Origin of the sequence: Pseudomonas sp. PA-1-3F (assembly GCF_021609665.1) — a bacterium.
Lineage (GTDB): Bacteria > Pseudomonadota > Gammaproteobacteria > Pseudomonadales > Pseudomonadaceae > Aquipseudomonas > Aquipseudomonas paracarnis.
Genome location: NZ_WJZD01000004.1, coordinates 98,864 through 121,184, shown reverse-complemented (window position 1 = coordinate 121,184; position 22,321 = coordinate 98,864). Strand labels below are relative to the sequence as shown.

The window sequence follows — 22,321 nt, the reverse complement described above, 5'->3', positions numbered from 1 at the left end:
GGGCTCCTTGCCGCATGGGCGCTAATCACATTCATAAGGCGTGTTTCTGCCGACCGGCCCAGGGCGCCAGCATAAAGCTGAACGCCAGGCCCAGGCTGACAGACAAGCCGAAATTGCTCACGGCCGGTGTACTGGAGACCGCCAGCAGGCCGAACGACAACCAGGTCGTCAGTGCCGCCAGCAGTGTTCCCAACAGGCTGACGGCAGGGCCGCCGATCTGCTCGCGCATCAAAATCGCATAGTCGACGCTGATGGCCGTGACCAGCAGCAGGCCAAACAGGCTGAACAAAGTCAGCGGCTGGCCCAGCCAACCGAGGCTGGCCAGGCTGCACAACGCAGCCAGCAGCGGCAAGGCAACGATACGTAAGGCGCCGCCAAAGCCGAAGGGCGCAATCAGCAATAGCACGATCAGCACGCAAGACAGCAACTTCAATTCGGCAGCGCTGATCTGCGTGTCGGCAAACACCCGGTTCAAGTCACCCAAGCGGTCCACCAACTGCACGCCGGGCAAGTCCAGTGCCTGCACCCGCAGCAGCGCCGGGTTGCTCAAGCCTTGCAGGCTGACCATGGCCGCCACGCCACCGTCCACCGGGCCCAGCCACAGCGTGCGCCACGGCTCGGCCAGCGGGCCTTGCAATGCGGCGTCGATGTCTGCGGTGGGCAGCGCCTGCAACTGCGCCACTTCGGCTTGCAGGGCGCTGAGGGGCACGCCGAGGTCCAGTAGCGGTTGCCAGTGTGGCGCCAGGTTGTTCAGCGCCTCGCGCAACTGTTGTTGTTCGGCGGGCAGGTTGACCAGTTGATTGAGCGCCAGGTAGCCCTGGAGCTTGTCCATCTGCACCAACTGGTCCAAGCGTTTGCCCAGGGCGGCCTGGCGCTCCAGCAACTGCTGCTGATTGTCCGCTCGCACCAGGAAAAACTGGCTGGTGGGCTGGAACCCGGTGATGCGCGCCACGGCCTGGGCTTCGTGCAGCAACTGCGGCGGCGCACCGATCCATTGGCGGATATCGTTTTTAGTGTTCAGTTGCCACAGGCCCGCCGCGCAGAACAGCAGCACCCCCACCAGCAGTACCGAACTGGGCACGCGTTTGAGCAAGGCCGTGCGCAGCTGCCATAGGCTTTGGGCGACACGCAGCGGCCATTGCGCCGGGCGCAGTTCCACGCCCTTGAGCAGCGCGGGCAACAGGCACACGGCACACAAATAGGCACCGACCAAACCGGCAGCCGAAAACACCGCAATCTGGGTCAGCGCCGGGAACGGCGTCCAGGCCAGAGCCAGGTAGCCGATAGCGCTGGTGGCCAGGCTCAGGCTCAGCCCTGGCAGGGTCAGGCGCAACGCCGGCCAACTGCGCCACGGCTGCAGGCTCCAGCTTTTGGACAGGTAATGCAGCGGGTAATCCACTGCCACGCCGATCAGGCTGGAACCCAGCACCAGGGTCATCACATGCATATGCCCAAACAGCGCCACACATGCCACCGCGCCAAACAGCATGCCCACCAGTACCGGCACGAATGCCAGCAACACTCGCCAGCGTCGGAACGCCAGCAGCAGCAATAACAGGATGCCCAGGGTGGCGCCGCCGCCGACCCAGGTCATTTCCCGAGTGGCCTGCTGTTGCCCGTTGGCCGCATAGAGCAAACCGCTGGCGGCGAGCAGTTGCGCGCCGTGTGCGCTGGCTTGCTCGCGGCTGGCCTTCAGCAAGTCCGCCACTTGAAGCGGCAACTTCATGTCGAAGGCGTTGCCGGTAGTGCGGGCCCGCAGCAGCACCCAGCTTTTGCCGTCGGCATCGGCGATCAAGGCGCCGCTACCGATGTCCATTTGCACCGCACCGTGTTGCGGTTGGCTGTTCTGGATGCGCCCGGTGAGGCCGAGCCAATCGTCCTGGCTTGGCACCAGGCTGAAACCGGTGAAGGGGTCGAACAGCGATTGCACGCGTTGCTGGATGAACGCCTCAGGCTGCTGGATCAGTTGTTCGCGGTCCTTGGACGAGAGCATCGACAAACGCCCACGCAGCAGTTGTTCGCGCAACGCTGGCAAGTCGGCTTGCAGGTTCCACTGCACTTTTTCAAACAGGCCGCTGGCCTGCCAACGCTCACCCAGTTGCTGCGCCACGGCCACCGCTTGCTGGCGGTCGGCATGCCCCACCAGTACCAGCATTTCGCGGTTGAGCGGCTCTTGCATGCGCTGTTCGGCTTGCAGTTCCAAGGCGTCCGGCGTGCTGCCGGGCACCAGTTCCATCAGGTTGGCCGACAACGGCGCGCCGTCACGCCACTGCCAGCCTGCCAGGGCCAGCACGGCCACCAGCAAGGTCAGGAACAGGCGCGGCAGCAGGCGCTCACTGGGCAAAGTCGTGTTGCTCCGCATTGCTCAACGGCTGGTCGGCGGTACTGTCCTGCATGCGCAACAGCGTGCTGTCGCCTTGGGTTTCCAGCAGTTCAATGGTGCGCACCAGTGCGCCACCGTCGATATTGATCTGGGTGAACACTTGCTTGAGCAGCAGCGAACGCGGGGTCAGCGTGAGCTTCCATTGTTGGGCCTCGCCTTGCAGTTGCAGGTCGAAGTCGCGCTGCAGGCCACTGCTGTCGCCCTGCAGTACCGCCAGGAACAAACGATTCTGTTCGGCGCCGGCACTCTTGTTTGGCAGTAGTTGCCAGCCATTGGCGTCACGGCGGGCAATGCCTTGGGAGGTGATGCGGTAGTCCTGTTGCAGCGGAGTTTTCAACAGCCACAGCAGGCCGTGATCCTTGGCGAGCACGAAGGTGCCTTTGCTCACCAATGGCTGGGGCAGGGCGCGCAGGTGCTTTTCCTGGGTGAAGTTGCCGTGGATCACGGAGGGTTTGGCAAGCTGATCGCTCAACTGCTGCAAGTCAAAAGCCTGGGCGCTGAAGCTCAGCAACAACGCAGCCACCGTAGGAGCGAGCTTGCTCGCGAAAAACCTGAGGGCCCCACGGGGTGTCAGGCGCCCCGCGTTATCGTTGGCGATCTTCGCGAGCAAGCTCGCTCCTACAGGGGGTCTCATTCCAGGGCTCTCTCTACGGCGTCGGTAAAGACTTTGGGCGAGGCCAGCTGCATTTCGCGACTGGCGATTTGCACCGCCACTTGCACGGTGCTGGCGCGGGTCAAGCGCTCGCCGCTGGCCAGGTCGGTGATCAAATAATTGACCTTCAAACGATTCTCCCACTCCACCAGGCTGGCGCGCACGTTGATGGTCTGGCCGAAGGTCGCGCCGCGTACATAGCGTAGCTGCATGTCGATTACCGGCCAGGCGTAGCCGGCTTCGAGCATCGCCGTATAGTTATGGCCGATCTTGTCCAGCAACGCACAGCGCGCCACTTCCAGGTACTTCACGTAATGCCCGTGCCACACCACGTTCATGGTGTCGATGTCGAAAAAAGGCACAAGGATTTCAGTGTCGCTGTGCAACACGCCGGGGCTACGCATGCAGCCTCCAGTGTTGCGCGGCGATACGTTGCAGGCACAGGCGCAGTTCGCCTTCCAGGGCGCGGTCTTCGATGACCGGCGCAAAGTCCTGGGCCAGTTCGGCGTGCATCGCGGCCAGTGCCGGTGGCAGTGGGCGGGCATCCTCGGCCTGGGCGCGCAGCCACACGCCTTGGTTGGCGGCGAGCAAGGTCGCGGCGGCGACCTGTTCGGTCAACTCCAGCACGCGGATCGCATCGCGGGCAGCGATGGTGCCCATGCTCACCTTGTCCTGGTTGTGGCACTCGGTGGAGCGCGAGAACACGCTGGCCGGCATGGTGTTTTTCAGTGCTTCGGCGGTCCAGGCGCTGGTGCCGATCTGCACGGCCTTGAAGCCGTGGTTGATCATGGCGCGGTCAGCCGGGGCGCCTGAGAGGTTGCTCGGCAGGCCATGGTTGTAGCGCACGTCCACCAACAGTGCGAGCTGGCGGTCGAGCAGGTCGGCAACGTTGGCGACCAGGGTCTTGAGGCTGTCCATGGCGAAGGCGATATGCCCGCCGTAGAAGTGCCCGCCATGCAGCACACGTTCTTCTTCGGCGTCGATGATCGGGTTGTCGTTGGCGCTGTTCAGTTCGATCTCGATGAACGAGCGCAGCCAGTTCAGGCTGTCGGCCAATACGCCGAGCACGTGGGGCGCGCAGCGCAACGAATAACGGTCTTGCAGGCGATGCAGGGGGGCGGTGGGCGCGTCGATGGCCAGGTCCTTGCGCAGCCACGCGGCGACTTGCATCTGCCCAGGGTGCGGCTTGGCGGCGAACAGGCGCTCGTCGAAGTGTTCCGGGTTGCCTTGCAGCGCCACCACGTTGAGCGCGGTGATGCGCGTGGCCAGTTGCAACAGGTAGTCGGCGCGGGCAAAGGCCAGGCAGGCCAGGCCAGTCATCACTGCGGTGCCGTTCATCAGTGCCAGGGCTTCCTTGGGCCGCAGTACCAGCGGCTCCCAGCCCAGCTCGCGGTGTACGTCGGCCGCCGGGCGGCGTTCGCCACGGAACAGCACTTCACGTTCGCCGGACAAGGTCGCAGCCACATAGGACAGCGGCGTCAGATCACCACTGGCGCCTACCGAGCCTTCTTCCGGGATCAGTGGCAGCACATCGTTTTCGAGGAAGGCGTGCAGGCGTTCCAGCAGTTCCACACGCACCCCGGACACGCCATGGCACAGCGACTGCAAACGCGCCGCCAGTACGGCGCGGGTAGCCTGGGCGTCGAGCAACTTGCCCAGGCCGCAACCGTGAAAGGTGTACAGGTGACGCGGCAACGCTTCGACGTGTTCCAGCGGCACCGCCACCACGCAGGAGTCGCCGTAGCCGGTGGTCACGCCGTAGATCACGCCTTCCTTGTCCAGCAGCGAGTCGAGGAACTGCGCGCCCTTGGCGATGCGCTGGCGGTACGCGGCGTCGTCCTGCAGACGAGTGGGCACCTGGCGGTTGGCCAGGGCCAGCACGTCTTCGATGCGCAGGGGGCGTTCACCAAAGGTGATGGGCTCAAGAGGCGTCGTCATCGGTCTTCCAGAAAGGGTAAAAGTTGGACCACTGTTGGGGGGCTTGCAGGCAGAACTGGCCCAGGCGTGCGGCGTAGCGGGCGGTCCACAGGGCGATGACCTGCTCGCGGGTGCTGCGCTTCCACTCGATCAAATCGGCAAAGGGCTCGATAGTCAGGCGATAGCGGCCCTGGTGCTTAAGACACATCAGCAGATTGACCGGGCACTTGAGCAAGCCCGCCAGCAGCCATGGGCCTTGGGGAAATGCCGCCGTATGGCCGAGGAAGTCCACGCGCACCGTACGCCCGCCGTGCAGCGGGATGCGGTCGCCGGCAATCGCCAGCCACTCGCCATCGTCCAGGCGCTGGCTGAGCAGCAGCATGGTGGCCGGGTCCAATTCGCTGACCTGGATCAGGCGCAAATGGGTCGCGCCGGCCTCGCCCAGCAGGCGGTTGAAACGCTCGGCGTGCTTGGTGTGCACCAGCACGTTCATGGTGACCTGTTCACCAATTTCCGCCAGGGCGCGGCACACTTCCAGGTTACCCAGGTGCGCACCCACCAACATCTGCCCGCGCTCGCCACGCAGTTGACTGCGCAACTGCGCCGGGTCGTTGATCTCGATTTGCTCCAGGCGCAGCTTGCCGTTCCACACGTCCAGCTTGTCGAGCAGCGAATCGGCGAAGGCCATGAACTGGGCAAAGACTGTGCGGTGGCTCGGCAGCAAGTCATTGCGCCCGCTCCATTGCGCCAGCCGCTGCTGGTATTGCCAGGCGCTGTGGCGTGCGGTGCGGCCGAACAGGAAGAAGTAAAAGACGATGCTGTAGAGCAACGGGCTCAATAGGCGACGGCCGAGGACTTTCACCGCGACCGCGGTGAATTTCATCAGCCAGAAGCTGCCGCGTTCCTCGCGGTCGGCCCAATGCTTGGTGCTGTCGTTCATGCTTGCCACCGTCGCCACAGGATCATCGGCGCGCGCACGAGCATGCCGAAGAACAACCGCGTGTGCATGGCGCTGATGCGCAGGTTGTCACGCAACAAGCGAAAGTGCGACAGGCCGTCGGTGGGGTAGTGCACCTGGGTGGGCAGCCAGCGCATAGGCTGGTTGCGCCAGGCCAGGCGTACCAGGATGTCCGAGTCGAAATCCATGTGCGTGCCAATGTAGGCCGAGTCCATCAGCGCCAGGGTCGGCGCCAGTGGGTACACGCGAAAGCCGCACATCGAGTCGCGAATCTCAAGCGACAGGGTATTGATCCACACCCACACGTGGGTCAGGTAACGTGCGTACAGGCGACCCTTGGGCACGCTGTCGTCGTATTCGGGGTAGCCGCAGATGACGGCCTCGGGGTGCTGGCGTGAGGTGTGGATAAAGGTCTGGACTTCGCGCAGGTCGTGCTGGCCATCGGCGTCCACTTGCAGGGCGTGGGTATAGCCCTGCCGCGCTGCTTCGCGAAAACCGGCCATCACGGCGGCGCCCTTGCCCTGGTTGCTGGGCAGGGTCAGCAGGGTGACGTTATCCAGCGTCGCCAACTGCGCCAGCACGGCTGCGCACGCGGCGCTGCTGCCATCGTCCACCAAGAGGCAGGGCAGGCCGCTCTTCAGCACACTGTGGACCACGGCCGGCACGGCGGCTTCGTGGTTGTATACCGGGATCAAAGCGCAGGGGTTATGCATATTCAAAGCCTGCGCAAACCCCGTGGCGAGGGAGCTTGCTCCCGCTGGGCTGCGAAGCAGCCCCAATGGAGGCGACCGAGATCATCCTGGGAGTGGGTGATGCCTGGGTTGGGAGCGCTTCGCACTCCAGCGGGAGCAAGCTCCCTCGCCACAAGAACAGGTTATGCATGCGCGGCCTCCAGCACGATCCGCCCGCTTGAGCACGCTGCAACCCCATTGCGATAGGCGAAGTACAGTTTGCTACGCTCCCGATCAAAGCGCAGATGCAATTCGATGTGATCGCCCGGGCGCACCAGTTGCTGGAACTTGAGCACTTCCATGCCGGCGAACCGGGTTGGCAGGTCGAGCAATTGTTGGCCCAGGTTGAACGCCCATTCCACCTGCACCACCCCCGGCAATACCGGGGTGACCGGGAAGTGCCCGCTGAAATAGGCCAGGTCCGGTGGGATGCTCAGTTGCAAGGTCCATTCACCTTCGGTTTCGACTTGTGCCAACACCTCAGGCCCCTTGGGGCGAGGCGCCAGCAACAAGGCTTCGATATCGGCCTGGGGCAATTTGCCCTGGCTGTTCAGCGGCAGTTGGCGCAACAAGCGCCAGCGGCGTGGCAAGGCCAGGGCTTCGCAATGTTGGCTCAGGTGCTGGCGCAGGGTCTGGGTGAGCGTGCGGCGTCCCTGGTTGCGCAAGGCATGCAGCCCCGCGTCGGTGAGCACCACCACGGCACCCAGGGACGCACGGTTTTCCTGCACCACGCCCAGGCGGGTGTCGCACACCCATTCATGGGCGATCAGCGCTTGTTCCAACATCGGCAGGGAGATGCGTTTTTCTTCCAGCTTGACGATACGGTCCAGGCGGCCCAGCAGTTCGAAGCGCCCATCGGCATGCAGGCGAACGGCGTCGGCTGTCTGTTCGACATGCCCTTCGGGCAAGTACTTTGAGGCGATGCGTAAAGCGCCGTCGGCATCCTGGCTCAGTTGCACGTCGGCAAACGGCTGCCAGGGTTGCGCACCCTGGCGCCAGGCGATGCCGCCGGTTTCCGAGCTGCCGAGGATTTCTGTGGGCCATTGCTGTAAACGGTCGTAGAGGCTGCCGGCCGCATCAACCGGCAACGCGCCACCGGAGGAAAATACCCGTGCAACCTGGCTCAGTGCCGGCCAGTCGAGGTTGTCGCCCATGCGCTTGAGCAGCGCCGGGCTGGCCACCCAGGCAAATTGCGGGTGCTCACGGCTGGCGCGCTGCATGTCTTCGGGGAACGCCAGTTGCTTGCGTACAAAGGTGCGGCCGGCACACAGCGGCCACAACACGCGAAACAGCAAGCCGTAGATATGCTGGGTAGCGACGCTGCCGATGATGCAGGCGTCCTTGAGATCTTTGCCCCACAGGGCTTCCAGCGCCTCTACTTCATTGACCAACTGGCGCAGGGACTTGTCGATGCGCTTGGGCTCGCCGCTGGAGCCGGAGGTGCACAGGCTCAGTTGGCAGTTGTCCAGGTCGAGGGCGGCGGCACTCAAGGGCGCTTGATACAGCGCGTCCAGGTCGCTGGCTTCGACCAGCCAGGCATCCACGGCGTCGGCCCAGCGCTGGCGCGTCTGGGGTTGCAGGTCGGCGGGCAGCAGTACGCTCGCACCGGCCCGCCAGGCGCCCAGCAGCGCAATCGCCAGCAGGCCGGCGTCTTCCAGGTGCACGGCCAGGCGCCGGATACCCCGGGCCTTGAGGCCTGCGGCGAGGCTCAGGGAGTGTTCGCACAGTTGCGCGTGATTCATGAGGGGCTCGGCGGTCACCCCGCGATCTTGCAGTGGCTCAAGCAGCAAGTGCTCAAGTTTCAACCCTTTCATACGCGGCCTCGAACCCTTTGTCGTACCAGCCATTCCACGGCAAACAACAGGCCCATCAACCCGTAGGCGATCAGGCCGTTGTACAACGTCCACCAGCTCAGCGGCGCCCACAGGGTGAGCGCGGCGGCGAGCAGGCCATTACAGAGAAAAAACACACTCCACACCAGGGTGACCCGGCGGGTATACACCACCGCGTGGGGCGGCAGGTGCGGGTCGGTCATGCGTGCCAGGCGCTCGACCATCGGCGGGCCGTACTTCAGGCTCAGGCCGAACAGCGCCAGCATGAATCCGCTGACCAGGCTCGGGTACCAGCGCAGCCACTGGGGGTTATCGAACCATGCCAGTGCCAGGCAAAACACGATCACCACCACCGCCATCCAACGGCTGCCCGGGCGCCGCGCAGCGGTGAGCGCGCGCAACAGCCACAGGCTGCCCAGCAGCAAGCCGAACTGCCAAGGTGCAAAGTGCTCGGTGCCGTAATACACCGCGAAGGGGTACAGCAGCCCCGCCAATAACAGGCCAAGGCCGATCAGCCGGCTCATGCGGCGGGCTGGACCAGACGGTACACCGCCTCTACCACGTCGTTCACCGTGCGTACCGCCTTGAACTCTTCGGCGGCGATTTTCTTGCCGGTCTGGCGCTTGATGTGGTCGATCAGGTCCACGGCGTCGATGCTGTCGATTTCCAGGTCCTGGTACAGGTTGGCGTCGAGGGTGACGCGTTCCGGGGGCAGTTCAAACAGTTCCACCAAGGCGTCGCGCAGGGTGTTGAAGATATCGTCACGAGTTTGCATGGTACGGTCTCAAGCTGCCTGTCGGGCCGTGACGAACGCCGCAAGGCTGGCCACGTTGGTGAAGTGATTGCGGGTGTCCTTGGCGTCGGCATCGATTTTGATGCCGTATTTTTTCTGGATCGCCAGGCCCAATTCCAGCGCATCGACCGAATCCAGGCCCAGGCCTTCGCCAAACAGGGTCTGGTCGCTGCCAATATCGTCGGGGCTGATGTCTTCCAGGCCCAGGGCCTCGATGATCAGCGTCTTTATGTCGTGCTCAAGGCGGTGTTGGTCGCTCATCTTCGGCGAGCTCCTTAATGAAATAGTGATGCAGGTGATCGTTGAGCTTGCGTGAAGCCTGGGGCGCGGGCCCGACTGCGGCAAACGCTTGTGGCTCTATATCGGCGCCCACGCGCAAACTGAAGTGAAATCGACGGTGGGGGATGCGATACCAGGGTTCGGCCTTGGTCAGGGTGGTGGGGCTGACCTTGATCACCACTGGCGTGATGATTTCCGCACCGCGCAGCGCAATGGCCGCACCGCCGCGATGAAAGGCCGGCGCCGCGCCCGGCGTGGTGCGGGTGCCTTCGGGAAAGATGATCAGCGTCTGGCCGGCGCGCAGGGCATCGGCTGCGGCATCGAGCATGTCGGCACTGCCGTCGTTGCTGATATAGCCGGCATCGCGCACCGGGCTGCGGGTGAACGGGTTCTGGAACAGGCTCTGCTTGACCACGCAGTTGGTCTGGCGCATCAGGCCGATCAGGAACACCACGTCGATCAGTGACGGGTGGTTGGCGACGATCATCTGGCCAGGGCGGCCAAGCTTTTCGGCACCCTCGACGCTGTAGGTGAGAATGCCCAGGCCCTTCATCAGGCGAATGAAAAACCAGAACAGGCAACTGATGGTGTGGCGTGCGCGCCGTTGGTGCTGGGTGGCGTCGCCCGGCAGGCAACTGAGCAGCGGAAACACCAGCAAACGCAGGCACAGCCCGCCGATGCCGAACAGGCAAAAGCTGAGGGCCGTGGCGAACAGGCGCCAATAATAGGCCTGCCGTGGCTTGTGGGTCAGGGCTTGCGTTGCCAGTTCCATACTCGGTTCTTCCAGGCATGTTGGCAGGCGCCCTGTTCGGTCAGCAGGGTGCGCAGCAGGTTCAGGGCGTGGGGCCACTGGGTTTGAGTGAGTTGGACAGTGCCGGTGGTGAGTTCCAGTTGCCACTCGTCGCCCGGCGTGAGCAACAGGCCGAGGGCATAGGGGAACGGCACATCCGTAATCCAGCTGGCGTAGGCGTGGGGCGGTTGTTCTTCAGTGATCACCAGCAATACGGCAGCGGCGCCTTCGTTGAGCAGAGCGGCGGCTTCGAGCAGGCCATGTTCGAGGCCATCGCCGGCGGCGGCGAGGGCGGTCATCTCGCTGGTTTCATTGCGCAGGATCGACCACAGGCCAATTACCGCGTTATGCACCGACAGGCTGAACTGAGTCGGCGACAGCGGCTGCTCGTTGGCCAGGTCGCTGAGAATGTCCAAGGTGCGCGGGGTTTCACCGTGGCGGGAAATAAACACCAGTGGCAGGTCTTCAAGGCCCTCGGCCAGCGGCCAGCCGACGCTGAACGCCATGCGCGCCAGCCGGCTCAGACGACGGCGCTGCATGGCTGGCAAAAATGACACATCGGGGGACGCTTCGCTGACAGGCGGCAACACCGGGTCCCGGCACCAGGCGTACCAGTCGTCCGCACTCGCAAGGCCAGGAGCCCAGGCGCGCCATTGGGCGATGTTGAAGTTGATCACTGAGAAGTTATCCCGCCCCTGCGGGCTTCCATGTGCGGCCAATGGCCCCGGATTCCGGGACAGGGAGCAATGGCCGTATGGCGCGCATTATCCCGGTGCCGTGGGGTTCTAGCAAATAGTGGTGAAAGTTTGTTCACTATTGATCACAAATAAGTTGGAAGAATTTACAGATTATCGGCGAGCGAAGGCCGGACTCGATCGTTGCGCGGTTTCCATTCATTTGTGAGCCAGACAGCGCGTGAGGATGAACGAGGTAGCTAACCAGCGCTTTTGCGCTCTACACTCGGGGGATTCATTGATACACGGAGGTTTTTCCATGCGGCGCGTGGTGTTCAATCAAAAAGGCGGTGTGGGCAAGTCCAGCATCGCCTGCAACCTGGCGGCGGTCAGCGCCAGCGAAGGTTATCGAACCCTGTTGGTGGACCTCGATGCACAGGCCAACTCAACTCAGTACCTCACCGGGCTGACGGGCGACGACATCCCCATGGGAATCGCGGATTTTTTCAAGCAAACCCTGTCGACGGGGCCGTTTTCGAAGAAAAACAGGGTAGATATCTACGAAACCCCGTTCGATAACCTGCATGTGATCACCGCCACCCCGGAACTGGCCGACCTGCAGCCCAAGCTTGAGGCCAAGCACAAGATCAACAAGTTGCGAAAGCTGCTGGATGAACTGAGCGAAGATTACGACCGAATCTACCTGGATACGCCTCCAGCGCTGAATTTTTACGCGGTTTCAGCGCTGATTGCCGCCGATCGCGTACTGATCCCTTTCGATTGCGACAGCTTTTCCCGCCAGGCCCTGTATGGCCTGCTGGCTGAGATCGAAGAATTGAAGGACGACCATAACGAAGGCCTGGAAGTGGAAGGCATCGTGGTCAACCAATTCCAGGCACGGGCGAGCCTGCCGCAACAGATTCTCGATGAGTTGATTGCCGAAGGGCTCCCGGTACTGCCGGTGTACCTGGCCAGCTCCGTGCGTATGCGCGAGTCGCACCAGGAGAGCAAGCCGCTGATCCACCTGGACCCACGGCATAAGTTGACGCAGCAGTTTGTGGACCTGCACAACCTGCTGGAAAACGCCTGACCCAACAGGCAACACCGAACACTGTGGGAGCTGGCTTGCCGGTTACGGCCTGACAGCCCACGCTGATCGAGATGAGGCACCGCGATCCAAATGTGGGAGCTGGCTTGCCTGCGAAGATATCGACTCGGTGTGCCTGAATCACCGAGTCGCCTGCATCGCAGGCAAGCCAGCTCCCACATTGACCGAGTTGATTGAGGGGGATGTTTACACCCCCTGGCTGCTCAACCAACTCATCAACTGCGGCAACGGGAATGCCCCGCTCTGGCGCGCCACTTCGCGGCCGTTCTTGAACAGAATCAAACTGGGAATCGAGCGAATCCCCAACTGCGCCGACAGCTGCTGGTTAGCCTCGCTGTCCAGCTTCGCCAGCCGGCACTTGCCTTCCAACTGCCCGGCTGCCTGTTCGAATACCGGCGCAAACGACTTGCACGGCCCGCACCAGTCGGCCCACACATCGACCAGCAGCGGCAGGTCGCCCTTGATCTGGTTGGCATAGTCACCCTGTTTCAAATCAAAGGGTTTGTTCAGCAACACCGACTGCTTGCAGCGCCCGCACTTGGGCGCATCACCCAGGCGTTCGCCGGGGATGCGGTTGAGGCCGTTGCAATGAGGGCAGGGGATGACAAGAGGTTCGGACATCGGAGGCTCCTGGGGTTTGGCCAGTTGGGTATTTGGTGTCGAGACAGAGGTTTATCAAGGATATAGATACTTATTCGCTCACATTTTCGTCCTCGCCAGCGTGAACGGTGTGGCTAGGCTTTTTGTTGTGCACCACCGGTCTGTTTGCGGCTATAGCAAATTGCGATAATTCGAATTCAGGTTTAACCTTCATAGCAAGATGCGATAAGGACGTTGCATGCGAGTCATCAGTGAAAGCAGGATCTGGGAAGCAAAAGGAAAATGGCCGCGCTCTGCAACAGCTCTGGATCAGTGGTATCGCGTGATCAAGCGCAACGCCCCCAAGGACTTTGCCGCAATGAAAGCCATGTTTCCCGCCACCGACAAGGTAGGTGAATTTCATGTATTTGATATTGGCGGTAACAAGCTGAGGTTGATTGCGTCGGTGCAGTATCGAATGCAGCGCGTTTACATCAAACACCTGCTTGACCACCGTGATTATGAGAAAAACAAATGGAAGGAAAAAATCATATGAGCGCACTTATGCGAGTGGCGGCAGAGCACTGGCAGTTCGTTTCGCCTGTGCTGCGCAAGCCGGAAAACGAGGCAGACTACGACGCATTGGTATGCGGTTTGGATGAGCTATTGAGTCTGGTGGGTGAAGACGAGGACAGCCCGCTGATGAGCCTGGTCGACATTCTGAGCGACTGGATCGAAGCTTATGATCGTGAGCATCGCCCAATGCCCGTCGCCAGCGGGGTCGATGTGCTGCGCTACATGATGCGCGAGCACAATCTTACCCAGAGTGACCTTCCTGGCGTTGGGGCGCAATCGGTTGTCTCGGAGATACTGAGCGGAAAACGCCAGCTCAACGTGCGCCAGATTCGTTGGCTGGCCGAGCGTTTCGGTGTGTCGGTGGAGACCTTTATCTAAGGGGTCACGACGAACAACTAATCTCCAAATGCTTACCCCAATCCGGCGGCCGTTGCGCGTACTGCTCCATGCCCGCTTGTTCCTCAAACGGCCTGGTCAGCACGTCATGCAGCAGCCGCACTTCGCTGTAGTCGCCTGATTCAGCGGCGGCGATGGCGTTTTGGGCCAGGTAGTTGCGCAGGATGTAGAGCGGGTTGACCGCGTGCATGCGCTCACGGCGCTGTTCCTGGGTGTAATCCCCATCCCGTGCAACACGGGCCTTGTACCGCTCGGCCCAGGCATCAAATCCGGCCATGTCGACAAAGTCATCACGCAACCGCGCCACGGCTAACGTCGCCGATTCGTCGCCCAGGCGGCGGAAGAACAGCGTGTAGTCCACACCGCTGTTCTGCATCAGCTTGAGCAAACCCTCCACCAGCGTCTGGTCGTCTTCTTCGGCGGTGGTCAGCCCCAGCCGGCGGCGCATCAGGTCCAGGTAGTGCGCCTGGTACAGCGGCAGGTACAGGCCGAGGGCTTCCTTCAGTGCCTCAACGCTGATGAATGGCGTGAGCGCCTGTGCCAAGGCGCTGAGGTTCCACTGCCCGATCGGCACCTGGTTGCTGAAGGAGTAGCGGCCTTCATGATCGGAATGGTTGCAGATGAAGTGCGCGTCAAAATCATCGAGAAACGCGAAGGGCCCGAAGTCGAAGGTAATGCCCAGGATCGACATGTTGTCGGTGTTCATCACGCCGTGGCAAAAACCATAAGCCTGCCATTTGGCGATCATTTCGGCGTTGCGCTCGACGATTTCGCGGAACATCGCCAGGTAAGGCTCGGGTTGCTCGCGGCATTCGGGGTAGTGCAGGTTCAGCACGTGCTCGGCGAGTTCGGCCTGCTGCTCAGGCTTCTTGGTGTAGTAGAAATATTCGAAGTGTCCGAAGCGAATATGGCTGTGGGCCAGGCGTAAAACCATCGCCCCGCGTTCCTGTTTCTCCCGCCATACCGGCGTGCTGGAACCGATCACGCACAGGGCGCGGCTGGTGGGGATGCCTAGCGCATGCAGGGCCTCGGAGGCGAGGAATTCACGAATCGAAGAGCGCAACACGGCACGCCCGTCGCCCATGCGCGAGTAAGGCGTCATCCCGGCGCCCTTGAGGTGCAAATCCCAATGCTCGCCGGCCTCGTTATAGACCTCGCCCAGCAATAACCCGCGGCCATCGCCCAACTGCGGGGTGTAGCCGCCGAATTGATGCCCGGAATACACCATCGCCCGTGGTTCTGCCTCGGCCCACAGCTTGTGGCCGCCGAACAGCTCGGCAAATACCGGGGTTTCGGCCACGGCCGGGTCGAGATCGAGCAGGGCCATGGCGGCCTTGCTCGCGACGACCAAGCGCGGCTCGTCGAGGGGCTCTGGCAGTACGTGGGTCGAGAATGCGTCGCCCAGGCGTGCGAAGCGGTTGTCGAAGGTCAGTTCGTCGAGGGCTTTCACCGGCCATCTCCAGCAGAATGTCCGAGCATTCTGCTGGGGATAGGGCGTTTAGTCGAGTTTGCTGGGTGGCGGCTCTGGCGCATCCGCCACTTTGCCTGCGGGAGGCTCCGGAGCGTCGGGCTTGTCGATGGGCTCGGCGATGGTCTTGCGCTCGTCTTCGGCCGGCACCAATTTGTATTCCTGGCCGTGAAGATTCTTCAGGTAGATTTCCATCTGCCGGAACGAGATGTTGATGTGCTGTTTCTTGAATTCACGATTGATATAGCGGTTGACCTCGTCCAACACCGGGTTGCGGTCGCCCAGGTCGCGAACATGCATGCGCAGCTCGTGGTCGAGGGTGCTTTCGCCGAAGTTGAGGAAGTACACGTGGGGTTCCGGCTCTTTGAGTACCCGTGGGTTCTCTCGCGCCGCCTTGAGTAGCAATTCCTTCACCAGGTCCAGGTCGGAGCCGTAGTCCACGCCGAGTTTGAGGGTCACCCGAGTGATGGTGTCGGTCAGCGACCAGTTGATCAGTTGCCCGGTGATGAAGGTCTTGTTGGGGACGATGATGTCCTTGTTGTCGAAGTCGGTGATGGTGGTGGCGCGAATGCGGATCTTGCTCACCGTACCCGACAGGTTGCCGATGGTAATGGTGTCGCCGATGCGCACCGGGCGTTCGAATAAAATCATGATGCCGGAGATGAAGTTGGCGAAGATCTCCTGCATGCCGAAACCCAGGCCCACCGACAGCGCGGCCACCAGCCATTGCAGCTTGTCCCAGCTCACGCCGAGGGTGGAAAGGGTGGTGACAAAGCCCACGCCGGCAATGATGTAGGACAGCAAGGTGGTGGTGGCGTAGGCGCTGCCTTGGGCCAGGTCGAGCTTGGACAGCACCAGGACTTCGAGCAGGCCGGGCAGGTTGCGCGCCAGGGCGAAGGTGATACCGATGATGATCGACGCGCCCAGCAGGTCGCCGATGCTGATGGGCACCATGCTGATATTTGCACCTGTGCCGCTGGTGTATTCGTACAGGGTGACGTTGTCCAGGTAGGAAAATACCGAGATCAGGTCCGACCACACCCAGTACAGCGCCGCGATAAAGCCGCCGAGCAGGGCCAGGCGGATCAGGCGCATGGACTGTTCGTTGACCTGCTCGATGTCCAGGGTCGGCTCTTCGATCACCGCTTCGCCGTCACCGGCCTCCTTGGCTGCCTGGCGTTTGGCCAGGGCCCGGGCGTAGGCCAGGCGCCGTGCGGCAACACCCAGGCCGCGCACGAAGGTGGCTTCGATCACCAGCCAGAACATCAGCAGGTACAGGGTATTGATCAGCCGGTCGCTGAGTTTCAGTGCGGTGTAGTAATAGCCAAAGCACACGGCAATAAACAGTGCGATGGGCAGGGCGGTGAACACCACGCCGATAGCTTTGCGAAACAACGAGGCCTTTTCGTGGGTCGGGCTGTTCAGCAGCAGGCGGCCCAGCAGCCAGGCCATCAGCCCGTAGCAGGTCAGTACCACGGCGATACCCAACACGTCGTCAGCCAGCGCCGCCGGTTGATGTTCGGCAATTGCGACCACGGCCACCAACGCCAGTACCACCAGCCCGAGCTTGCGTATCCAGCCTTGCAGGAATTCGACCTGCGGCCTTTCCCAGCGAAAGTGCAGCTCCGCCACGCCGCCGGGCGCGAGGATGCGGTAGGCGGTGTAGAACACCAGCCAGGCTTGGGCGATCTGCAGCAAGGCCGCACCCAGGTTGGCGTTTTGCCCGCGGGCGTCGATCTGCAACGCGTAGCCGCACAGCGCCAGGCCCAGGGCCACGGGCATCGCCAGCAGGATGTTGATCAGGATGGCCTGCGGCGTATGCCACTGGCTGTCGCGCTTGAAGTGGCCGATGTCCTGGTGAACCTTTTTCAGGCGCACATACAGCGCATTGCGTCGCCACAACAGCGCGCCGATCAGCAACAGCAACGGCAGGAACAGCAGTGGGCGTTGGGTCAGGCCGTCATACAGCTCACTGACGCTGGACGCCCAGGGCAGGGTGGTGACCTGTTTGCTCAGATGCGCCGGTACGGTTTCCAGCCATTCAGTGTCCAGCGGCTTGTTGCTGGGGATCCAGAACATTTGCTCGTCGAGCGTGGCGCGCAGGGTGCTGGCGGTGCTGAGCAGTTGTTTCTGGTTCAGTTGCAGGGTGATGGATTCGTTGAGCAGTGCACTCAGCTCGCGGCTCAGACGCTCCAACAGGTCGCTGCGGGTGATCGCCACTTCCAGCAAGGTGCGGCGCAGTTGCGGGGTGACCTCATCCGGTGGCTGGTTGGCCAGCAGGTTGTCCACATAGGCGCTTGGGGAACTGATCAGCTCACGCTGTTGGTTGACCTCGAACTGGTACAGGCGAATGTTGGCGATGTCGTCGGCCAGGTCTTTGTCCACGGTGAGACGCGGCAGGGCCTGCTTTTGTTTATAGAGAATCTTGGACAGCAGCAGGCTGCCCTTGAGCACGTTGATCTGCTCGTCCAGGGCCGAATCGCTTTGGGTCACGGTGTCCAGTTGCTGCTTGGTCTGCAGGTTTTTCTGGGTCAGGTCGTTGAGGCGGTCGGTGCTTTTGAGCAGGTAGTCGGACAGCTTGAGGTTGTCTGCGCTTTCCTTGGCAAGGATGCTGCTGCCCCCAGCTTTCTGCGCTTCGATGGACTGTTGGGTCACCGTCTGCTGGGACTGCGCCAGGCGTTTCTGGTTGATCAGGGTTTGCAGGTCCTGGATTTCTTGCTCCAGGCGTGCGGTTTTTTCCTGGATCAGGTCGTGCTGGCTGTTGCCCAGGTCTTGCAGCTGGCTGTTGCCGGCCAATTCCTGGCGGCGCAGGGGAATCAAGGCATTCAGGGCCGCCAGTTCGGCGTTGAGCTGGTTGCGCTGGTCGCCGCTGAGAGGTTTGCCATTGTCTTTGCCGAGCTTGAGCGTCGCGTTGATTTGCTGGATGCGCGTCTGGCTGCTGCTGATCTCGGTCTGGGCGCGCTCGGGGCGGGTCTGGGCGGCGATAGTCAGGCTGTTGGCGTCGGCCAGTTCTTTTTGCAGGTCGCCTTGCTGGGTGCTGCGTTGCACCAATAACTGCTCAAGCTGCGGCACCGGCAGGCTGGCGTAGCGTTGGGCCACCGGAATGATTTTGGTGGCCTTGAGGCGCGCCAGCTCACGCTGGTTCTCATTGGTCTGGCGCGGGGCCTCTTCCAACTGGCGCTTGAGGTCGGCCAGGCGCTGCTCGTAGTCCTGCTGATTGCCCAGGTAGGTCAGGGTCTGTTGCAGGGTCGCCTGCAGCGCCTTCATGTCGGCGTCAGGCAGCTTGCGGTCGGGCAGTTTATCCAGGCTTTGCTGGACGGCTTCGGCGCTGGGCGGGTCGGCGGCGTATACGCTGCCAACACAAAGGGTCAGGCCCAGCAGGGCAGTGGCGAGAAAAGTACGCAGGGTTGGCATAGAGACCGGTCTTGCAAAGTGAAGAATCGGGGCGTCGTTGTCCCGCAGTTTAGAGGAAGAGTCCGGGGCCCGGGCGACTTCCTTCGGGGAATCTGACGCCGACTTTGCCAATCTTGTTCCCGTCCATGACGGCGACGGTCCAGATGGTGTTGTTCCACTCCACCTGGTCGCCGACTACCGGTGCACCGCCAACCTTCTGGGTGATGAAGCGGCTCAATGGCATGTCCGGGTCGATACCTTCAAGCTTGAGCCCGTACAAGGCGGAAACCGCGCCCAGCTGGGCGTCGCCTTCGAGTACGAAGTCACCGAAGAAGCGCAAATCGAGGCCCCGTTGCGGCGCCTGGCTGAACAGTTTGCCCAGGGCCGGCAGGTTGTGTTCGTGGCCGATCACACAGAGCAAATCGCCGACTTCCAGCACCGTACTACCCGACGGATGGAGCAGTTGCTGGCCACGAAACAGCGCGGCGATGCGCGTGCCTTCGGGCATTTTCAGCTCGCGCAGGGCCGCGCCGATGCACCATTTTTCGGCGCCGAGGCGGTAGACGAACAACTCCCACTCGCTGGTAACGTGCACTTCCAGGGCCGCGCGGGAGATCGGCGCCGGGTCTGGCGGTACGGTGACTTTGAGCAACTTGGCCACCCACGGCAGGCTGGTGCCCTGCACCAACAGCGAGACCAGCACGATAAAGAATGCCAGGTTGAAGTACAGCTGCGCATGGGGCAGGCCGGCCATCAGCGGGAACACCGCGAGGATGATCGGTACCGCGCCGCGCAGGCCCACCCAGGCTATAAAGGCTTTTTCGCGCCCGTGGAACGCCTTGAATGGCAGCAGGCCAACCATCACCGACAGCGGCCGGGCAAACAGGATCATCCACAGCGCCAGGCCCAGGGCGGGCAGGGCGATGGGCAGCAAATCGTGAGGCGTGACCAGCAGGCCCAGTACCAAAAACATCCCGATCTGCGCCAGCCAGGCCATGCCGTCGAGCATATGCAAAATGCCATGGCGGCTGCGCACCGGGCGGTTGCCGATCACCAGCCCGCACAGGTACACGGCGAGGAAGCCGCTGCCGTGCAGGGCATTGGTCAGGGCGAATACGAACAGGCCACCGGCGATCACCAGGATCGGGTACAGGCCGTTGGCCAGGTTGATGCGGTTGACCAGTTGCAGCATCAGCCAGCCGCCGCCCAGGCCTACCAGGCCACCGATGCCGAATTCGCGGATCAGGTGCGTGAGCAGGCTCCAGTGCAGGCCGGTCTGGCCGCTGGCGAGCATGTCGATCAGGGTGACGGTGAGGAACACCGCCATCGGATCGTTGCTGCCGGATTCGATTTCCAGGCTGGCGCTGACCCGTTCGTTGAGGCCCTTGCCGCCCAGCAGCGAGAACACCGCTGCGGCGTCCGTGGAGCCGACGATGGCACCGATCAGCAAGCCTTGGATGATGTTGAGGTTAAACAGCCAGGCCGCGGCCATCCCCGTGAGGCCGGTGGTAATCAACACCCCCACCGTGGCCAGGGACAAGGCCGGCCACAGCGCCACGCGGAAACTCGCCACCCGGGTGCGCAAACCGCCGTCGAGCAGGATCACGGCGAGGGCGAGGTTGCCCACCAGGTAGGCGGTCGGGTAGTTATCGAAAATGATGCCACCGCCATCGACACCGGCGGTCATGCCCACGGCCAGGATAATCACCAGGATGGGGATACCCAGGCGTGACGAAAGCGAACTCACCAGAATGCTCGCAGTCACCAGCAACGCGCCGATCAAGAACAGGCTGTTGATGGTCGTCGCATTCAAAGGCAGTACTCCAGGGCAGGGGGAAGACAGGACGCAAACTGACCATGCAGTCTGCGTGCCAGGGATTCTAACCTGTTGAATTGCTGCGCTGTCAAAAAGCTTTTGTGGCTGCACATCGCTCAAATGTAGGAGCTGGCTTGCCTGCGATTGCGGTGTGCCAGGCGCCATGGGCGTCAGCTGACAGATTGCTATCGCAGGCAAGCCAGCTCCCACAAGGTATGGGGTGTGAGCAAAGGCTTATTTCAGAGGCGGAACCTTCCGACCATCCCATTCAGATCCACCGCCAAGCGCGACAACTCGCCGCTCGCCGCACTGGTCTGGCTGGCACCCGTGGCCGATTGCACCGACAGGTCACGGATATTCACCAGGTTGCGGTCCACTTCACGCGCCACCTGGGCCTGTTCTTCCGCCGCGCTGGCGATCACCAGGTTGCGCTCGTTGATCTCCACAATCGCCGTGTTGATGGTGTCCAGCGACAGGCCCGCGCCTCGTGCGATGTTAAGTGTCGATTCGGCGCGCTCGGTGCTGTTGCGCATCGAATCCACCGCGTGTTCAGTGCCTGTCTGGATGCTGCCGATCATGCGCTCGATTTCGCTGGTGGACTGCTGGGTGCGATGGGCCAGCGCCCGCACTTCATCAGCCACCACGGCGAAACCACGCCCGGCTTCCCCGGCTCGCGCTGCTTCGATCGCGGCGTTCAGGGCCAGCAGGTTGGTCTGGTCAGCCAGGCCACGGATCACGTCCAGCACTTTACCGATATCCCTCGATTCATTGGCCAGGTCGCCAATCAGGGAAGCGGTGGCCTGCACGTCGGTACTCATGCGTTCGATAGCGCTAACGGTTTCCTGCACCAGGTCGCGACCGTCACCGGCAGAGGTGGTGGCATTGCGCGAGGCTTCGGAGGTGCTCACCGCGTTGCGTGCGACTTCTTCCACCGCACTGGTCATCTCGTTGACGGCAGTGGCGGCCTGTTCGATTTCGTTGTTCTGCTGGGTCAGGCCACGGGCGCTTTCGTCGGTGACGGCGTTCAGCTCTTCAGCGGCAGACGCCAGCTGGGTAGCGGAGCCGGCGATACGTTGCAGGGTGTCGCGCAGTTTGTGTTGCATCTTGGCCATGGCCGCGAGCAGGCGCCCGGCTTCGTCGTTGCCGTCCACACTGATCGGGCGCGTCAGGTTGCCTTCGGCCACTTCTTCGGCGGCTTCTAGCGCCTGGGCGATGGGCAGGGTGATGCTGCGGGTCAGCAACCAGGCAAACAGCAAGGTCAGCGCCGTGGCAATCACCAGCAGGCCTACCACCAGGTCAAAGGCCATGTCGTATTGGTCTTTGGCGCGCTGGTTGGTGGCGTTGGCGTCGTCGTTATTGATATCCAGCAAGCGGGTCAAGACCGCATTGACCTGCTCGGAGTTGTCCAGCAACTCGGTGTTGAGCAGGCTGCGCAGCTCGTTGACCTGATTGGCGCGAGACAGGCTCTTCATGCGCTCTTCAATCTGGCGGTACTGGCCCAGCAGGCGCACGTACTCGTTGTAAGCGTTGCGCTCTTCGGTGCTGGTGATCAGTTTTTCGTAGATGTCCTGGGCTGTGCGAATCTGTTGATTGCGCAGTTCGAAGGCTTCCAGGGTCTTTTGCTGTACATCCGGCTCGCGGTTGGTCAGCAAGCGGTACGACAGCACGCGCAGGCGCAGGGTCAGTTGGGTGAATTCATCCAGGGCGCGAATGCTGGGCACGCTGGCCGAGGTGATGTCTTCGGTGGCTGCACGAATTTTGCTCATCTGGTTCAGGGCGAACACACCGAGCAACAACATCAAGGCGCCAATAAACGCGAAGCCGAGGAAGGCCCTCGGGGCGATATTCATATTACGAAGAGACATGCTGGAGTCCTGGGGGAGGCGCTATCCATGCGGCCATGAGACGAGGTGTGCCCGCCTTATCGGCCATGCGACTAAAGTCTTAAGGGGGCGCGCGCTTTTGTCGCATCGGAC

The 22,321-nt window shown here is 62.3% G+C and carries 19 protein-coding genes and 2 pseudogenes; 3 read left to right on the top strand and 18 right to left on the bottom strand.

Annotation, left to right across the window (positions count from 1 at the left end; translation table 11 throughout):
• Nucleotides 1–31 precede the first annotated feature (31 nt).
• The 12 genes from GIV26_RS04010 to GIV26_RS03955 form a co-directional block, all read right to left on the bottom strand.
• Nucleotides 32–2,362 carry an MMPL family transporter gene (locus GIV26_RS04010; protein WP_236279536.1) on the bottom strand — a complete coding sequence of 777 codons (2,331 nt, stop codon included), beginning with the start codon at nt 2,360–2,362 and terminating at the stop codon, nt 32–34.
• On the bottom strand, nt 2,334–3,017 hold the full coding sequence (locus GIV26_RS04005) for an outer membrane lipoprotein carrier protein LolA (protein ID WP_052199929.1): 684 nt from the start codon (nt 3,015–3,017) through the stop codon (nt 2,334–2,336). The genes GIV26_RS04010 and GIV26_RS04005 overlap by 29 nt, the downstream gene beginning before the upstream one ends.
• A complete protein-coding gene (locus tag GIV26_RS04000) occupies nt 3,014–3,439 on the bottom strand; it encodes an acyl-CoA thioesterase (RefSeq protein WP_034125591.1) in 426 nt (141 codons plus the stop codon). Before GIV26_RS04000 ends, GIV26_RS04005 begins: the two co-directional genes overlap by 4 nt.
• Nucleotides 3,432–4,973: an HAL/PAL/TAL family ammonia-lyase gene (locus tag GIV26_RS03995; protein WP_032893923.1), complete on the bottom strand. Its 1,542-nt coding sequence runs from the start codon at nt 4,971–4,973 to the stop codon at nt 3,432–3,434. Before GIV26_RS03995 ends, GIV26_RS04000 begins: the two co-directional genes overlap by 8 nt.
• Entirely contained in the window at nt 4,957–5,892 is a 936-nt protein-coding gene (locus GIV26_RS03990; RefSeq protein ID WP_236279535.1) for an LpxL/LpxP family acyltransferase, read from the bottom strand. The genes GIV26_RS03995 and GIV26_RS03990 overlap by 17 nt, the downstream gene beginning before the upstream one ends.
• Nucleotides 5,889–6,623 (bottom strand): glycosyltransferase family 2 protein, encoded by a 735-nt coding sequence (locus tag GIV26_RS03985; RefSeq protein WP_060764890.1) that lies wholly within the window; start codon nt 6,621–6,623, stop codon nt 5,889–5,891. Before GIV26_RS03985 ends, GIV26_RS03990 begins: the two co-directional genes overlap by 4 nt.
• 161 nt (nt 6,624–6,784) lie before the next feature.
• Nucleotides 6,785–8,455, bottom strand: a complete 1,671-nt coding sequence (locus GIV26_RS03980) for an ApeI family dehydratase (protein ID WP_236279534.1) — start codon at nt 8,453–8,455, stop codon at nt 6,785–6,787.
• Nucleotides 8,452–8,997: a membrane protein gene (locus tag GIV26_RS03975; RefSeq protein WP_014716602.1), complete on the bottom strand. Its 546-nt coding sequence runs from the start codon at nt 8,995–8,997 to the stop codon at nt 8,452–8,454. Before GIV26_RS03975 ends, GIV26_RS03980 begins: the two co-directional genes overlap by 4 nt.
• Nucleotides 8,994–9,248 carry an acyl carrier protein gene (locus GIV26_RS03970; RefSeq protein ID WP_003187949.1) on the bottom strand — a complete coding sequence of 85 codons (255 nt, stop codon included), beginning with the start codon at nt 9,246–9,248 and terminating at the stop codon, nt 8,994–8,996. The genes GIV26_RS03975 and GIV26_RS03970 overlap by 4 nt, the downstream gene beginning before the upstream one ends.
• A gap of 9 nt (nt 9,249–9,257) precedes the next feature.
• The gene (locus GIV26_RS03965) at nt 9,258–9,527 is read right to left on the bottom strand and encodes a phosphopantetheine-binding protein (protein WP_034125597.1); all 270 of its coding nucleotides are present in this window, start codon (nt 9,525–9,527) and stop codon (nt 9,258–9,260) included.
• Nucleotides 9,505–10,317 carry a lysophospholipid acyltransferase family protein gene (locus GIV26_RS03960; RefSeq protein WP_236279533.1) on the bottom strand — a complete coding sequence of 271 codons (813 nt, stop codon included), beginning with the start codon at nt 10,315–10,317 and terminating at the stop codon, nt 9,505–9,507. Before GIV26_RS03960 ends, GIV26_RS03965 begins: the two co-directional genes overlap by 23 nt.
• The gene (locus GIV26_RS03955) at nt 10,293–11,012 is read right to left on the bottom strand and encodes a beta-ketoacyl synthase chain length factor (protein WP_054896224.1); all 720 of its coding nucleotides are present in this window, start codon (nt 11,010–11,012) and stop codon (nt 10,293–10,295) included. Before GIV26_RS03955 ends, GIV26_RS03960 begins: the two co-directional genes overlap by 25 nt.
• Nucleotides 11,013–11,328: 316 nt before the next feature.
• On the opposite strand from GIV26_RS03955, the gene GIV26_RS03950 reads away from it, so the two are divergent.
• Entirely contained in the window at nt 11,329–12,099 is a 771-nt protein-coding gene (locus GIV26_RS03950) for a ParA family protein (RefSeq protein ID WP_034125599.1), read from the top strand.
• A gap of 204 nt (nt 12,100–12,303) precedes the next feature.
• Here the strand turns inward: GIV26_RS03950 and trxC are convergent, their stop codons facing one another.
• Complete coding sequence (gene trxC, locus GIV26_RS03945; RefSeq protein ID WP_034125600.1) at nt 12,304–12,738, bottom strand: thioredoxin TrxC; 435 nt, start codon at nt 12,736–12,738, stop codon at nt 12,304–12,306.
• 217 nt (nt 12,739–12,955) lie between these two features.
• Between trxC and GIV26_RS03940 the strand changes: the two genes are divergently transcribed.
• Both GIV26_RS03940 and GIV26_RS03935 read left to right on the top strand, forming a co-directional pair.
• Nucleotides 12,956–13,252 (top strand): type II toxin-antitoxin system HigB family toxin, encoded by a 297-nt coding sequence (locus GIV26_RS03940; protein ID WP_034125601.1) that lies wholly within the window; start codon nt 12,956–12,958, stop codon nt 13,250–13,252.
• Nucleotides 13,249–13,650, top strand: coding sequence for a helix-turn-helix domain-containing protein (locus tag GIV26_RS03935; protein WP_034125602.1), 402 nt, complete (start codon nt 13,249–13,251; stop codon nt 13,648–13,650). The genes GIV26_RS03940 and GIV26_RS03935 overlap by 4 nt, the downstream gene beginning before the upstream one ends.
• Before the next feature lie 4 nt (nt 13,651–13,654).
• Here GIV26_RS03935 and selO read toward each other — a convergent pair whose 3' ends face one another.
• The 5 genes and pseudogenes from selO to GIV26_RS27295 all read right to left on the bottom strand — a co-directional run.
• Entirely contained in the window at nt 13,655–15,118 is a 1,464-nt protein-coding gene (selO, locus tag GIV26_RS03930) for a protein adenylyltransferase SelO (protein WP_236279532.1), read from the bottom strand.
• A gap of 48 nt (nt 15,119–15,166) precedes the next feature.
• Nucleotides 15,167–18,550 carry a mechanosensitive channel MscK gene (mscK, locus tag GIV26_RS03925; RefSeq protein WP_034125604.1) on the bottom strand — a complete coding sequence of 1,128 codons (3,384 nt, stop codon included), beginning with the start codon at nt 18,548–18,550 and terminating at the stop codon, nt 15,167–15,169.
• 49 nt (nt 18,551–18,599) lie between these two features.
• Entirely contained in the window at nt 18,600–20,342 is a 1,743-nt protein-coding gene (locus GIV26_RS03920; RefSeq protein ID WP_034125605.1) for a potassium/proton antiporter, read from the bottom strand.
• 242 nt (nt 20,343–20,584) lie between these two features.
• A pseudogene (locus tag GIV26_RS27300) lies at nt 20,585–21,184 on the bottom strand (methyl-accepting chemotaxis protein); the annotation flags it as partial.
• A gap of 303 nt (nt 21,185–21,487) precedes the next feature.
• Nucleotides 21,488–22,144: pseudogene (locus GIV26_RS27295) on the bottom strand (MCP four helix bundle domain-containing protein); the annotation flags it as partial.
• Between the last annotated feature and the right edge of the window lie 177 nt (nt 22,145–22,321).